At 69.2% G+C, this 13450-nt stretch carries 13 protein-coding genes and 1 tRNA gene; 5 read left to right on the forward strand and 9 right to left on the reverse strand.

What is annotated here, in order from left to right:
* Positions 1-128: 128 nt before the first annotated feature.
* On the forward strand, positions 129-1844 hold the full coding sequence (locus tag AC3RX1_RS12155; RefSeq protein ID WP_491501503.1) for an MDR family MFS transporter: 1716 nt from the start codon (positions 129-131) through the stop codon (positions 1842-1844).
* Complete coding sequence (locus tag AC3RX1_RS12160) at positions 1841-2521, forward strand: MarR family winged helix-turn-helix transcriptional regulator (protein ID WP_491501504.1); 681 nt, start codon at positions 1841-1843, stop codon at positions 2519-2521. Before AC3RX1_RS12155 ends, AC3RX1_RS12160 begins: the two co-directional genes overlap by 4 nt.
* Before the next feature lie 57 nt (positions 2522-2578).
* Here the strand turns inward: AC3RX1_RS12160 and AC3RX1_RS12165 are convergent, their stop codons facing one another.
* Positions 2579-3457, reverse strand: coding sequence for a LysR family transcriptional regulator ArgP (locus AC3RX1_RS12165; RefSeq protein ID WP_491501505.1), 879 nt, complete (start codon positions 3455-3457; stop codon positions 2579-2581).
* A gap of 71 nt (positions 3458-3528) precedes the next feature.
* On the opposite strand from AC3RX1_RS12165, the gene AC3RX1_RS12170 reads away from it, so the two are divergent.
* From AC3RX1_RS12170 to AC3RX1_RS12180, 3 genes are all read left to right on the forward strand, one after another.
* A complete protein-coding gene (locus AC3RX1_RS12170; protein WP_491501506.1) occupies positions 3529-4233 on the forward strand; it encodes a LysE/ArgO family amino acid transporter in 705 nt (234 codons plus the stop codon).
* A gap of 162 nt (positions 4234-4395) precedes the next feature.
* A complete protein-coding gene (locus tag AC3RX1_RS12175) occupies positions 4396-5472 on the forward strand; it encodes a YihY/virulence factor BrkB family protein (RefSeq protein ID WP_491501507.1) in 1077 nt (358 codons plus the stop codon).
* 32 nt (positions 5473-5504) lie between these two features.
* Positions 5505-5780, forward strand: coding sequence for an acylphosphatase (locus AC3RX1_RS12180; protein ID WP_491501508.1), 276 nt, complete (start codon positions 5505-5507; stop codon positions 5778-5780).
* Between the two features lie 71 nt (positions 5781-5851).
* Here the strand turns inward: AC3RX1_RS12180 and rplA are convergent, their stop codons facing one another.
* The 8 genes from rplA to AC3RX1_RS12220 all read right to left on the reverse strand — a co-directional run bounded on the left by rplA (position 5852) and on the right by AC3RX1_RS12220 (position 13410).
* Positions 5852-6541, reverse strand: a complete 690-nt coding sequence (gene rplA / locus AC3RX1_RS12185) for a 50S ribosomal protein L1 (RefSeq protein WP_491501509.1) — start codon at positions 6539-6541, stop codon at positions 5852-5854.
* A 14-nt stretch (positions 6542-6555) separates the two neighbouring features.
* Positions 6556-6987 carry a 50S ribosomal protein L11 gene (rplK, locus tag AC3RX1_RS12190; RefSeq protein ID WP_491501510.1) on the reverse strand — a complete coding sequence of 144 codons (432 nt, stop codon included), beginning with the start codon at positions 6985-6987 and terminating at the stop codon, positions 6556-6558.
* A gap of 98 nt (positions 6988-7085) precedes the next feature.
* Positions 7086-8216 (reverse strand): transcription termination/antitermination protein NusG, encoded by a 1131-nt coding sequence (nusG, locus tag AC3RX1_RS12195; RefSeq protein WP_491501511.1) that lies wholly within the window; start codon positions 8214-8216, stop codon positions 7086-7088.
* Positions 8217-8265: 49 nt separating this feature from the next.
* Positions 8266-8532 (reverse strand): preprotein translocase subunit SecE, encoded by a 267-nt coding sequence (gene secE, locus AC3RX1_RS12200; protein ID WP_491501512.1) that lies wholly within the window; start codon positions 8530-8532, stop codon positions 8266-8268.
* A 46-nt stretch (positions 8533-8578) separates the two neighbouring features.
* Positions 8579-8651, reverse strand: a tRNA-Trp gene (locus AC3RX1_RS12205).
* 176 nt (positions 8652-8827) lie between these two features.
* Complete coding sequence (locus tag AC3RX1_RS12210; RefSeq protein WP_491501513.1) at positions 8828-10429, reverse strand: amidohydrolase; 1602 nt, start codon at positions 10427-10429, stop codon at positions 8828-8830.
* The gene (locus AC3RX1_RS12215; RefSeq protein ID WP_491501514.1) at positions 10426-11928 is read right to left on the reverse strand and encodes a purine-cytosine permease family protein; all 1503 of its coding nucleotides are present in this window, start codon (positions 11926-11928) and stop codon (positions 10426-10428) included. Before AC3RX1_RS12215 ends, AC3RX1_RS12210 begins: the two co-directional genes overlap by 4 nt.
* Before the next feature lie 78 nt (positions 11929-12006).
* On the reverse strand, positions 12007-13410 hold the full coding sequence (locus tag AC3RX1_RS12220) for an APC family permease (RefSeq protein WP_491501515.1): 1404 nt from the start codon (positions 13408-13410) through the stop codon (positions 12007-12009).
* Positions 13411-13450: the final 40 nt, after the last annotated feature.

The raw sequence follows: 13450 nt of genomic DNA on the forward strand, positions 1-13450 counted from the left end.
GACCGCCCGGGGAATAGTTGACAACGATCAACGATTGATCATATAGTTGACGCTTCTCAACTGTTGACCTGAATCAACTGCTCGCGCCGACGATGTCGCGGTTCACCATTCGATCGCGAAGGGCTCGCATGACAACTCCCTCTTCGGCCGGCATGAAGCCGGCCATGACCCACCGCCAGGTTCTCGAGGCGCTCTCGGGCCTCATCCTCGGCATGTTCGTGTCGATGCTCGCATCGACCGTCGTCTCCAGTTCGCTGCCGGTCATCATCCACGACCTCAAGGGCGACCAGGAAGCCTTCACCTGGGTCATCACCGCGACCCTCCTGACGACAGCGATCTCGACGCCCATCTGGGGCAAGCTCGCCGACCTCGTCAACCGCAAGGTGCTCTACCAGCTCGCGATCGTCATCTTCGTCGTCGCCACCGCCGCCGCAGGCCTCTCGATGAACCCCGAGATGCTCATCGCCTGCCGCGCGGTCCAGGGCATCGGCGCCGGTGGCCTCGCCGCCCTCAGCCAGGTCATCATGGCCGATATCCTGAGCCCCCGCGAGCGCGGCAAGTACATGGGCCTGTTCGGCGCCGTCATGGCCGTCTCCACCGTGGGCGGGCCGCTCCTCGGCGGTGTCATCACCGACGCATGGACCTGGCGCTGGAACTTCTACATCGCCATCCCCGTCGCCGTCCTCGCCCTGATCATCGTCCAGAAGACGCTGCACCTCTCCCCCGTCGCCAAGCGGAAGGTCTCGATCGACTACTTCGGCATCGTGCTGCTCTCGGCCGCCGTCTCGCTGCTGCTCATCTGGGTCAGCAACGCCGGCACCGACACCGCCGGCGACTGGTGGCACGGCAACGACTGGTGGAGCTTCACCACCGTCTGGATGGTCGGCGGCGCGATCCTCGGCACGATCCTGTTCATCATCGTCGAGCTGCGCGCCAAGGAGCCGCTCGTCCCGCTGTCGATGTTCCGCAACCGCACGTTCACGCTCGCCGTGGTCGCGTCGATCTCCACGGGCATCGCGATGTTCGGCGCATCCGTCTTCCTGAGCCAGTACATGCAGCTCGCCCGTGGCGCCACGCCGACCCAGGCCGGCCTCATGACGATCCCGATGATCGCGGGCCTGCTGCTCGCCTCGGTGTTCATCGGCATGCTCATCTCGCGGTACGGCCACTGGAAGCCGTACTTGATCCTCGGCGGCGTGCTGCTGATCGCCGGCTCGTACACGCTGTCGACGATCCACTACGACACGAACTTCGTGCTCGTCTCGCTCTACATGTTCCTGCTCGGCGCGGGCGTCGGCATGACGATGCAGAACCTCGTGCTCGTCGTGCAGAACACCTGCAAACCGAACGAGATCGGCGTCGCGAGCTCGGGCGTCACGTTCTTCCGCAGCCTCGGCGGCACGATCGGCGTCTCGGTCATGGGCGCCGCCCTCGCCGCCAAGGTCGTCGACCTGATGGGCGAGCGCAAGGACGACCTCATCAAGGCCATCATGAGCCTCGGCGACAAGGCGCAGTACTGGCAGACCCAGCTCAGCTCGGGCTCACTGCCGAAGGTGTCAGACATGCCCGACGCGCTGCGTGTCGTGATCGAGGACGTCTACGCCCAGGGCATCTCGCACTCGTTCCTCATCGGCGTGCCGTTCGCGGTGCTGAGCCTGCTCGCGATCATCTTCCTCCCGAACAAGTCGCTGACCCGCATGACGAACAACGAGCGCATGCAGGCCGGCGAGGCGGATCTCGCCACGGTGTCGGTCCCCGAGGGCATGAAGGTGCTCACCGCCACGGGCAGCGTGACCACCGTCGATGGCCCTTCCGAGCGCGCTGAGGGACCGGACAGCCGATGACCAGGACGACGGGTTCCGGGGCGGCAGCCGTGCAGGTCGCCTCCCCGGAGCGCGACGTGCCGGAGCTACGGGATGCTGCGGGGCAGCGCGACGTGCCGGATGCTGCGGGGCAGCGCGAAGTGCCGGATGCTGCGGGGCAGCGCGACGCGTCGGATGCTGCGGTGCAGCGCGAAGTGCCGGATGCTGCGGCGCGAGGCGACGTGTCCGACGAGCGGGACCCCTCCCCGGAGCCGGATGATCGCCGCGAGGCGGTGCGGGGGCTGGAGAGCGCGTTCTCGCTGCTGTTCACCCAGATGCGCCGCGCCTACGCGCAGGCGGCTGCCGGGGTGAGCCCGGGCCTGCTGCCCGGCACGTTCAAGGTCCTCACCGTGATCGACCACATCGGGCCGGTCAGCGCCTCGACGCTCGCCGAGCGCATGGAGCAGGACAAGGGGCTCATCAGCCGCGCGGTCACCGAACTCGAGGCGCTCGATCTCATCGAACGCACCCCCGATCCCGCCGACGGCCGCGTGCGCCTCATCACGCTGTCCGCGCACGGTCGAGAGCGGCTCCAGGCCGTGCGCTTCCCCTTCGTCGACCGCCTGGACGAAGCGCTCGAGGGCTGGCCGAACGATTCCATCACCCGCCTCTCGGGACTGCTGCAGGCCCTCGCCACGAACATCGTGCCGCGCGACTGACGCGCCTCGAGCGGTGACGCCGTCGTTCTCGGCACGAGCAGCCGCATCGTCGACGCCTTACTGCACGAGCACCCGTCGCGCCTCGCCGACGATCTCGTCGGCGATGACGTCGAGCAGAGGCGAGCGCAGATTCCACTGCTGCCAGTACAGCGGCACGTCGACGGCGTCGCCGCCGAGCGGCACGAGGCTGCCTTCGGCGAGTCCTGTGTCGGATTGGAAGCCCGGCAGCAGCCCCCACCCCATCCCCAGCTGCACGGCCCGCGCGAAGTCATGCGAAGCCGGCACATAGTGCCGCGGCGGCGTCTCCGTCGCGCCACGCGAGCGCAGCCAGGCGGTCTGAAGGTCGTCTCGGCGATCGAACTCGACGACCGGGGCCTCGGCGAGCGCCTCCGGCGTCGCTCCGTCGGGCAGCCAGTCGGCGACGAAACCGGGGCTCGCCACCGCCCGGTACCGCATCGTGCCGAGCGCCACGACGCGGCATCCCGCCACCGGCTGCGCTCGCGACGTGACGGCGCCCAGCACCCGGCCCTCCTCGAGCATCGCGGCGGTGAAGTCCTGATCGTCACGGTGAAGGTCGAACACGAGCGGATGCCGCTGCATCAGGCGCGCCAGCGGCGCGAGGAACCAGGTGGCGAGGGAATCGGCATTGACGGCGAGCGGCACGCTCGTGCGGGTGCGATCGGGGTCCACGACATCGAACACGTCGTGCTCCAGCAGCGCGAGCTGTCGCGCGTATCGCACGACGGCGTTGCCCGCATCGGTCGCCCGCGCGGGTTTCGCGCGGACGAGCACGACCTGGCCGATGCGCTCCTCCAGCGCCTTGATCCGCTGGCTGACTGCCGACGGCGTGAGATGCAGCCGTCGAGCGGCGGCGTCGAGCGAGCCCTCGTCGACGACGACGGCGAGGGTTTCGGCGAGTTCGGGCGGGATGCGCATCTGAAGCGATGCTAATGCTTCTTCAGAACCGTGAGCTGTACTTCACGGGGCCGCGCTCGTAGCGTCGAAGAGTGTTCACGTCCCTGCTCGCCGGCCTCGGCCTCGGCCTCTCGCTGATCGTCGCGATCGGCGCTCAGAATCTCTTCGTGCTGCGGCAGGGACTCCGCCGCGAGCACATCCTGGCGGTGGCGCTCATCTGCACGGCGTCGGACGCCATCCTGATCCTGCTCGGCGTCTCGGGCGTCGGCCTCGCTCTGCAGGCGCTGCCGTGGCTCGTCACGCTCGTGCGATGGGTCGGCGCCGTCTTCCTGCTCGGGTACGGACTGCTCGCGCTGCGGCGAGCGATCCGTCCCTCCGTGTCCACGTTGACGGCGGCGACGGCCGGTCCAGCGGAGAACGCGGCACTCGGCGCGCCCGGTTCGGCCGGAGGCGCCCGCGACGCGCCCCTGAACGGCACCACGGGCTCGGTGGCAGTGGCGGCGCCTGCGGGGCTCGCGCCCGTCGTGCTCACCTGCCTCGCGCTCACATGGCTCAATCCGCACGTCTACCTCGACACGGTGTTCCTGCTCGGCTCAGTCGCGAACACACACGGAGACGCGCGGTGGTGGTTCGCACTCGGCGCCGGCGCGGCGAGCGCGGGGTGGTTCTTCGGGCTCGCCTTCGGCGCCCGGCTTCTCGGCCGGTGGCTCGCCACCCCGCGCGCCTGGCGCGTGCTCGACGGCGGCATCGCCGTCGTGATGATCGGCCTCGCGGTGCACTTGGCGTTCTCCCGGTAGGTCCCCGGCGGCCCGGTGCCCGTCACTGCCCCGCCTCACCTCCGACCCTCCATGCACACGCCGGCGTGCGGCGCAAGCCCCACTTCCTCCCGCCCTCGTCACGGAGAAAATGCGCACCGCGGGCGACAGCGCCCGGTCGACTGTCGAGGGGACGGAGGCGAGATGACAAGCGACACGACATCACGACGGAAGGGCGACGGCGCCCCGCCGGCAGACGCCGGCGCCAAGCCCGACACGCCCGCCGAGCTGGACAGGCGCTCATGGAAGTACGTCCTGCGGAAGACGGCGCGGGAGTTCTCCGCCGACCAGTGCATGGACGCCGCCGCCGGACTGACGTACTACGCGGTCCTCGCCATGTTCCCGGCCCTCATCGCGATCTTCTCGCTGCTGGGCGTCGTGGGGCAGGGTCACGCCGCGGCAGACGCCGTGCTCGGGATCATCGACGACGTCGCCCCGGGCGACACCGCGAAGGCGCTGCAGGGGCCGATCCAGCAGCTGGCCCAGGCGCCCGGCGCGGGCTTCGCCCTCATCACCGGCATCGTCGTCGCACTGTGGTCGGCATCCGGATACGTGGGCGCCTTCAGCCGTGTGATGAACCGCGTGTACGAGATCCAGGAGGGGCGGCCGTTCTGGAAACTGCGGCCCATGCAGCTGCTGGTCACCCTGATCGCCGTCGTCTCGCTGGCGATCGTCGCGATCGTGCTCGTCCTGTCGGGCGGCGTCGCCGATGCGGTGGGAGCAGCGCTCGGGCTGGGCCAGGGCGTGCGCACCGCGTGGGACATCGTCAAGTGGCCGCTGCTGCTGTTCGTCGTCATCTTCCTCGTCGCGGTGCTCTACTACGCCACGCCGAACGCGAAGCAGCCGCGGTTCCGCTGGATCAGCCTCGGCGCGGTGCTCGCCATCGTCGTCCTCGCGGTGGGAAGCGTGGGCTTCGCGATCTACGTCAACGCCTTCTCCCACTACGACCGCACCTACGGTTCGCTCGCCGGCGTCATCGTGTTCCTGCTGTGGCTGTGGATCGCGAACCTCGCCCTGCTGTTCGGTGCGGAGTTCGACGCGGAGCTCGAGCGCGGACGCGAGCTGCAGGGCGGGATCCCTGCGGAGAAGGACATCCAGCTCCCCGCGCGTGACACCCGCCAGAGCGACAAGCGCGAGAAGAAGGAGGAGAAGGACATCGCGGCGGGCCGACGCATCCGCGAAGCCCATGAGGACGACGAGGACTCGGACGCGGCGCACTGATCGGCTGCGTTCGTCCCTGCCATCATGGGAGCATGCGGCGTGTGCACGTGATCGTGACCGGGGATGTGCAGGGCGTGGGCTATCGCTACACGCTGCGCCTCGAAGCGCAGCGTGCGGGCGTGAGCGGATGGGTGCGCAACCGCCGCGACGGCAGCGTCGAGGCGGAGGTCGAGGGCACGCCGGAGCGCGTCGACGACATCCTCGCGTGGATGGCCGAGGGTCCGCCGGGATCGCATGTCACCGGCGCACGGGTGAAGGATGTCGCGACCACCGGCGACGGCGGGTTCGAGGTCCGCGCCACGGCGTGAGCGTCGTGAAGCCGGCTGGCACGCGAAAGCGGGGCCCGCCCGTAGGCGGACCCCGCTTGCTGCGGTCAGGCTCAGATGGCGTTGACGTCCAGCGGGATGCCGGGGCCGAACGTGGTCGACACGGCGCCCTTCTGGATGTAACGGCCCTTCGAGCTCGACGGCTTCAGGCGCACGATCTCGTCGAGCGCGGCCTTGATGTTCTCGTCGAGCTGCTCGGCCGTGAACGAGGCCTTGCCGACGATGAAGTGCACGTTGGCGTGCTTGTCGACGCGGAACTCGATCTTGCCGCCCTTGATCTCCTCCACGGCCTTGGCCGGGTTGGGGGTCACGGTGCCGGTCTTCGGGTTCGGCATCAGGCCGCGGGGGCCCAGCACCTTTCCGAGACGACCGACCTGGCCCATGAGCTCGGGCGTGGCGACGGCCGCGTCGAAGTCGGTCCAGCCGCCGGCGACCTTCTCGATGAGCTCGGTGCCGCCGACCTCGTCCGCACCGGCGGCGATGGCGGCTTCAGCGGCCGGGCCGTTGGCGAAGACGATGACGCGGGCGGTCTTGCCCGTGCCGTGCGGCAGCATGACGGTGCCGCGCACCATCTGGTCGGCCTTGCGCGGGTCGACCGAGAGCTTCAGCGCGACCTCGACGGTCGAGTCGAACTTCTTCGACCCGGTCTCCTTCGCGAGCGCGACGGCCTCGGCCGGCGTGTAGAACTTGTCGGCAGCGACCTTCTCGGCGGCGCTGCGGTATGCCTTGGACTTGGTAGCCATGTTCGTTATCCCCCTCAGCCCTCGACCGTGATGCCCATGGAACGGGCGGTGCCGGCGATGATCTTCGAGGCAGCCTCGAGGTCGTTCGCGTTCAGGTCCGGCTGCTTGGTCTCAGCGATCTGACGCACCTGCTCCGCGGTGAGCTTGCCCACCTTGGTCGTGTGCGGGGTCGCGGAGCCCTTGCCGACGCCCGCAGCCTTCTTGATGAGCTCAGCGGCCGGCGGGGTCTTCAGGATGAACGTGAAGCTGCGGTCCTCGTAGACGGTGATCTCCACGGGGATGACGTTGCCGCGCTGCGACTCGGTCGCCGCGTTGTACGCCTTGCAGAACTCCATGATGTTGACGCCGTGCTGACCGAGCGCGGGCCCGATCGGCGGCGCCGGGTTGGCGGCACCGGCGTTGATCTGGAGCTTGATCAGGCCGGTCACCTTCTTCTTCGGTGCCATTGTGTTTCCTTTCAGCGAATCGGATGCCATGCGGCATCCGCTCTCCCGCGATCTCCGGCGGTTCCGGAGTGCGGTGTCTGTGGGACGCGTCGAGCGCGTCAGATCATCTTGGTGACCTGGTCGAAGCTCAGCTCGACGGGGGTCTCGCGCTCGAAGAGCGAGACGAGAACGGTGAGCTTGCCGCTCTCCGGCTTGATCTCGCTGATCGAACCGGGAAGGCCGGCGAACGAGCCCTCCTTGATCGTGATGGTCTCGCCGATCTCGAAGTCGACCTCGGCGGGGATGACGCGCGCCGCAGGCTGACCCGCCTTGGCGGCGCCGCCCTTGCTCGGCACGGTCTCCTTGACCTCGACGAGCGACTTCAGCATGTTGAACGCCTCTTCGGAGCGCAGCGGGGTCGGGTTGTGGGCGTTGCCCACGAAGCCCGTCACGCCCGGCGTGTGACGCACGACCGACCAGGTGTCCTCGTTCAGCTCCATGCGCACGAGCACGTAGCCGGGGATCCGGACGCGCGTGACCATCTTGCGCTGCCCGTTCTTGATCTCGACGACGTCCTCCATGGGGACCTCGACCTGGTAGATGTCCTCTTCGACCTCGAGCGTCGACTTGCGCTGCTCGATGTTCGCCTTGACCTTGCGCTCGAAACCGGCGTACGAGTGGATGACGTACCACTTGCCGGGGAGCGACCGCAGCTCGGCGCGGAACGCCTCGTACGGGTCCTCCTCGGCGTCGGCCGGGTCGACGTCGGTCGGCTCGCTCGCCGCGTCGGCGGCGTCCAGGGACGCCTCGACGTCGTCGACCACGTCGGCCGCGGCATCCACCTCGGCGACGAAGTCCTCGTCGAGCACGGGACGGTCTTCCTCGCCGTTCACGTCGGGGCCGTCGTACGGCGTGACCTCGTCGGCCGCGTCGGCTTCGCGCTCGGCGGCTTCTTCGGCGGCGTCGTCGTTCAGCACCTCTGCCGCTGCCTCGGCCTCAGCCGTCTCGTCGATGTGCAGTGCGTCGTTCACGATCGCGTCCGCCTCCGGGTCCTCGATGTCATACGTCTCGTCGTCGGCGTCCGCATCCGGATCCGCCTCTTCTTCCTCGACGTGCAGTGCGGAGTGCTCCGCCGGCTCCGACGAGCGCTGCTGCGACGCGAGCACGCTGCCCTCCTGGGCCTCGTCGTCCTCGCTCGACTGCTCTGCAGCCGTCGCCCAGTCGGCGTCCTCGTGGAATCTCTCCGCCACTTGTGTCTCTTCCGTTCGTGTGAGCCGGTGTGCGCGCGTCAGCGGCGCATCACGACATCGGCCTGCCGAACACCACGTTCGTCATCCAGGAGAACAGCACGTCGAGTCCGTAGACGACGGCCATCATCACTGCGACGAAGCCCAGCACCACAAGGGTGTACTTGATGAGCTCCTGCCGCGTCGGGGTGACGACTTTGCGCAGCTCGGCGAAGACCTGGCGGATGAAGATGGCGATGCGCTGGAAGAAGTTGGGCTTCTTCTCACGCGGCCGGTCGCTCGCGGCGACGATGTCGCCGTTCGGCTCGTCCTGGACCATCGACCCCACCTGAATCGTCTTCTGTGTGTCAGCATGCGCTGACGCGCAGGGCGGACAGGAATCGAACCTGCAACCTGCGGTTTTGGAGACCGCTGCTCTGCCAATTGAGCTACCGCCCTAGAGGTCCTGCCGGACCTCGCGTCGACCAGACTCCCCCACCGTGCTCGAGTATCAGACACTGCCCGAGAGCCCGGGCACGGCGAAAGAATGCAGTAATCGACTGCTCCTCCAGTGTAGAGCATGCCCACCGAGGGCGCGAACCGAGCGGCCGGCCGCGCCCCGGCCACCAGAACCGCTACGGCGTCTCGTAGACGACCTCGCCACCGACGACTGTGCGCCGCACCCCCGCCTCCAGCAGATCGTCGACCGGAACGCGGAAGATGTCCCGGTCGAGCACGACGAAGTCGGCGAACAGCCCCGCCGCCAGACGGCCGTATCGATCCTCCGCTCCGCTCGCCCACGCCGCATCGCGCGTCGCGTGGGCGACGGCATCCTGCAGCGGCAGCGCGTAGCGCGCGAGGTTCGGCTCGAGCGCCGGATTCAGCGCCGACCGTCGAGTGGCGGCCACGAACATGTTCGGGAGCGGCGCGAACGGCGATGTCGGCGAGTCGGTGCCGAACGCCAGCCGGGCGCCCTGCTCGGTCATCTCCGGCCACGGATAGCCGCGCTCGACCCGTTCGTCGCCGAGCATCGCGCGCCAGTTGTCCTGGATCGCGGGGTCGGAGTGCACCGGCTGCATGCTCGCGGTGATCCCGAGCGCCGCGAGCCGCGCGATCTCCGCGGGGTCGACGACTTCGAGGTGCTCGATGCGATGACGACGCGATCGCGGCCCGTTCGCCGCGACCGCACGCTCGATCGCGGCGATCGCGATGCGGGCCGCCTCGTCGCCGATCGCGTGGATCGCCACCTGCAGCCCGGCCGCGTCGGCGGCGACGACGACGGGCGTGATCTCGTCGAGCGACCACACCGGATCGGGGAGGGCGCCGTTCGCGTAGGGCGTGCGCACCGCAGCCGTGCATCCGTCGACGGTCCCGTCGGCGATGAGCTTGATGCCGACGACGCGAAGCCGGTCGCCGTTCACCTGCTGGGCCAGCTCGGCCGCGCGCTCCACCTGCGCGAGGTGCTCGGTGTCGTCGCCGGAGCGGTGCACGAGCCAGTGGGCCGCGACCCGGGCGGTGAGCTCGCCCGCATCCTCCGCCCGTTGCAGGGCCGCCAGCTGCGCCTCGCCCAGCGCCATGTCGGTCGACGCCGTGATGCCGGTCGCGGCGTAGCCGCGGAGCGCCGCACGCACCGCATCGTCGTCGTCCGCGTCGGTCGCGAAGCCGTCGAGGGCCGGCCACACGAGCTGCTGCATCGCGGTCTCGTCGACGAGTCCGGTCGCGTGACCGTCGGCGTCGCGGTGGATGCTGCCGCCCGCCGGCGACGCGGTGTCGTCCTCGATCCCGACCTCGGCGAGGGCCGCGGTGTTCAGCCACATCGAGTGCAGATCATGCGCCTGCACGTACACCGGGCGGTCGGACACGATCTCGTCCAGCATCCGTCGATGCGGGGTGCCGGTCGCGGCGTGCTGCCAGCCCTGCGCCCGCACCCGCGCCGCCCCGGGGCGCGCGGCCGCGCCCTCCGCCAGGCGGCGCTGGATCTCTGCGAGGTCGCCGGCGCTCCACAGGTCGATCTGGTCGGCGACCGCTCCGGTCTCGACGATGTGCGCGTGCCCGTCGACGAATCCGGGCACCACGAGGGCGCCGTCGAGGTCGGTCTCCTGCGCGTCTCGCGCGATCCTGCGGGCGGTCTCGTCGTCGCCGACGTACAGCAGCCGGTCGCCCTGCACGACCATCGCCGTCGCCCACGGCCGGGTATCGGCGGTGAAGATCCGGCCGGCGGTGTACAGCTGCGTCATCTCGTTCTCCTCGTGTTGCCGGGTCTCGCCGCCGAAGGACGTCCGCTTCCACCGAGCGCGGTGCGCTGCAGACCGACGTAGACCAGCGCGGCCACCAGCATCCCGACCGGCACCGACAGGTCGATGTATCCGAGTGCGGCCGCGATCGGACCGGTCCACACCGTCGTCGACAGACACAGGGCGCTCGCGACCGTGCCGAGCGCGAAGGCGAGCACGCCGGGGAGGCCCCAGCCGCCTGTGTACCAGAATCGGCCGCCGCGTCGCTCGTCGAACAGCTCCATGCCGTCGTAGCGCCCACGGCGCAGCAGCACGTCGACGACGAAGATCGCCATCACGGGAGCCGCCACCACGATGAGGAACTGCAGCATGAGGTTGACCGCGTCGAGGAACGTCGTCGACATCACGAGGTAGATCGTGAGGGCGGTGCCGATCACTCCCACGACGATCGCGGCGGGGATGCGGCGCAGCGGCACGCCGATCGCCTGGAGCGCCATGCTCGAGGTGTAGGTCGTCATCCCGTTGAGCGCCACCGTGTTGATGATGACCCCGATGGCGAACAGCGGCGCGAGCCACACCGGCATCATGCCGAGGATCACTCCTTCGACACCGGCGCTCAGGGCGTCGCCGCTGACCGCCGTCGCCATGAGCGCACCGACCGTCGTGAAGAACACGCTCGGCAGGAACCCGCCGATCGCGGTGGAGGCCGCGATGTGGCTCGGCCTGGTGGAACGGGGCAGATAGCGGGCCATGTCGGGGCTGTTGATGTACGACAGCGGCGCCGAGGCGAGGATCGCGAAGCCGATCGTCGCCGCCGACCACAGCGGCACGCCGTGCAGCGGCTCCGCGGGAGCGTACGCCCAGTCGACGCGGGGCAGGATGAACCCGGTGACGAGCAGGAAGATCGCCACGAGCACGATCGCGATCCACGAGTAGACCCGCAGGATGAGCGCGTGCCCGTAGACGGCGACCGTCACGGTGACCGCCGCGACCACGACGGCGACCGCGATCGGCGCGACGCTCGGCGCATCCCATCCCAGCTTCGCCAGCAGGTCGCCGCCGAGGAACGCCGCGGCGAGCCAGTTCAGCGCGAGGTAGACGGCCGACACGAGCCAGCCCATGAACGCCACGACGATCTTGTTGCCGATGATGCCGTACATCGCGCGCATCACGACCGAGCCAGACGTGCCGGCGGCGGGTCCCGAGATCGCGATGATGCCGGTGAGGATCCACGGCAGCGAGCCGAGCACGATGACGAGGATGGCCTGCCAGAGCTGCAGGCCCAGCACGATCATCGACGCGCCGACGGTGAAGTTCAGGATGCTGACGCTCGGCGCCGCCCAGACGGCGAACAGGTCCCCAGCGCGGCCGTGGCGCTCGGCGTCGCCGATGAGCTCGATGCCGCGCGTCTCGGGCTGCGTCGGCACGTCGACGAACTCGTCGTGCGGGGTCGGAGCCGCATCGTCCCGCAGCGGGACGGGCGGAGCGGGAAGGTCTGACATAGGAGATGTGCCTCTCAGTGTGACGTCGTCGTCGCGGTCGCGATCTTTATTGATCGCTTAGCCAATAAGACGGTCCATTCAATAACGGGATGCGGATGCTGTCAACGGGCTCTCGGACTGCGATCGCGTGTCGTCGGCCTCGTCGAAGGCGACCTCCGGCGCCGGCCGGCGGAAGCCGCGGGTCAGCCACACGAGATACGCCGCGCCGATCGCCGCCCAGACGAGCCCGACGGTCATCGCGAGCCGGTCGAGGCTGAGCCACAGCCACACGTTGATGAGGATGCCGATCCCGGGCAGCACAGTCCACGCGAGCACGGAGCCGGGGAGCGCGGCGCCGCGGCGGTGCCGCAGCCAGTAGGCGATCACCGACAGGTTGACGAAGGCGAACGCCGTGAACGCGCCGAAGTTGATGAGCGAGGTCGCCGCGTTCAGGTCGAGCTGGAGGGCGGTCAGCGCGATGGCACCCACGATGAGCACGTTCAGGACCGGGGTGCCCAAGCGGGGGTGGACGTATCCGAACACGCGGCGCGGGATGATCCCGTCGCGCCCCATCGCGTAGAGCAGCCGCGACGCGCTCAGCTGGGAGGCCAGCCCCGACGAGAGCACCGACACCGTGGCGCCCACGAGGAACAGGGTCTGGAAGACGATGCCGCCGATGAAGAGGGCGATGTACGGCGAGGCCCCTTCGATGTCAGGAGTGATCCTCTCCAGGGCGGCCTGGTCGGGCACGAGGGTCTGGATGACGTAGGTCACGCTGATGAAGAACGCCGCGCCCGTTGCCGCGACCCACATGATGGCCCGCGGGACCGTGCGGCGCGGCTCGACGGTCTCCTCGGACAGCGTCGTGACGGCGTCGAAGCCGAGGAACGCCAGGGCGAGGACGGAGGCGCCGCCGACGAGGCTCGCCGTGTCGGCGGTGAGCGAGTAGAACGGTGCGAACGAGAAGGCGAGCGCGTGGTCCGACAGGATCGCGCGCACCGTGAGCCCGACGAAGACGAGGGCGAGCAGCGCCTGGAACACGACCATGATCATGTTCGAGACGGCGCTGATGCGCACGCCGACGATGTTCAGCACCGAGATGACAGCGATCAGTCCGACGATCCACACCCAGCCGGGGACGCCCGGGAACTCGGCGGACAGGTAGATGTTCGCCAGCAGGGCGTTGATCATCGGCAGGAAGAGGTAGTCGAGCAGCGCCGCCCACCCCACCAGGAAGCCGACCGGGGCGCCGATCGTGCGACGCGTGTACGTGTACGCCGAGCCGGCGGAGGGATAGACGCGCACCATCTTCGCGTAGCTGAACGCGGTGAACAGCACGGCGATCGTGACGATGATGTACGACATCGGAACGTGCCCGCGCGTCGCCTCCGAGACGATGCCGAACGTGTCGAAGACCGCGAACGGCGACATGTAGGCGAGGCCGATGAAGACGACGTGGCGCTGTCGCAGCCGTCGGTGCAGTGTGGCGGGTGGTGTGCTCATGGAAATACCTCCTCGTATTCCGTGTCGATGAGTCCGATCG

It is taken from the genome of Microbacterium altimontanum, from assembly GCF_058349865.2.

What these genes read in the sequence shown, in the direction of transcription:
- rplA (WP_491501509.1), bottom strand. Translation starts at nt 6,541, where the DNA reads ATGGCTACCAAGTCCAAGGCATACCGCAGCGCCGCCGAGAAGGTCGCT.
- AC3RX1_RS12165 (WP_491501505.1), bottom strand. Translation starts at nt 3,457, where the DNA reads ATGCGCATCCCGCCCGAACTCGCCGAAACCCTCGCCGTCGTCGTCGAC.
- AC3RX1_RS12215 (WP_491501514.1), bottom strand. Translation starts at nt 11,928, where the DNA reads ATGTCAGACCTTCCCGCTCCGCCCGTCCCGCTGCGGGACGATGCGGCT.
- AC3RX1_RS12175 (WP_491501507.1), top strand. Translation starts at nt 4,396, where the DNA reads ATGACAAGCGACACGACATCACGACGGAAGGGCGACGGCGCCCCGCCG.
- secE (WP_491501512.1), bottom strand. Translation starts at nt 8,532, where the DNA reads ATGGTCCAGGACGAGCCGAACGGCGACATCGTCGCCGCGAGCGACCGG.
- AC3RX1_RS12155 (WP_491501503.1), top strand. Translation starts at nt 129, where the DNA reads ATGACAACTCCCTCTTCGGCCGGCATGAAGCCGGCCATGACCCACCGC.
- AC3RX1_RS12160 (WP_491501504.1), top strand. Translation starts at nt 1,841, where the DNA reads ATGACCAGGACGACGGGTTCCGGGGCGGCAGCCGTGCAGGTCGCCTCC.
- AC3RX1_RS12220 (WP_491501515.1), bottom strand. Translation starts at nt 13,410, where the DNA reads ATGAGCACACCACCCGCCACACTGCACCGACGGCTGCGACAGCGCCAC.
- rplK (WP_491501510.1), bottom strand. Translation starts at nt 6,987, where the DNA reads ATGGCACCGAAGAAGAAGGTGACCGGCCTGATCAAGCTCCAGATCAAC.
- AC3RX1_RS12210 (WP_491501513.1), bottom strand. Translation starts at nt 10,429, where the DNA reads ATGACGCAGCTGTACACCGCCGGCCGGATCTTCACCGCCGATACCCGG.
- AC3RX1_RS12180 (WP_491501508.1), top strand. Translation starts at nt 5,505, where the DNA reads ATGCGGCGTGTGCACGTGATCGTGACCGGGGATGTGCAGGGCGTGGGC.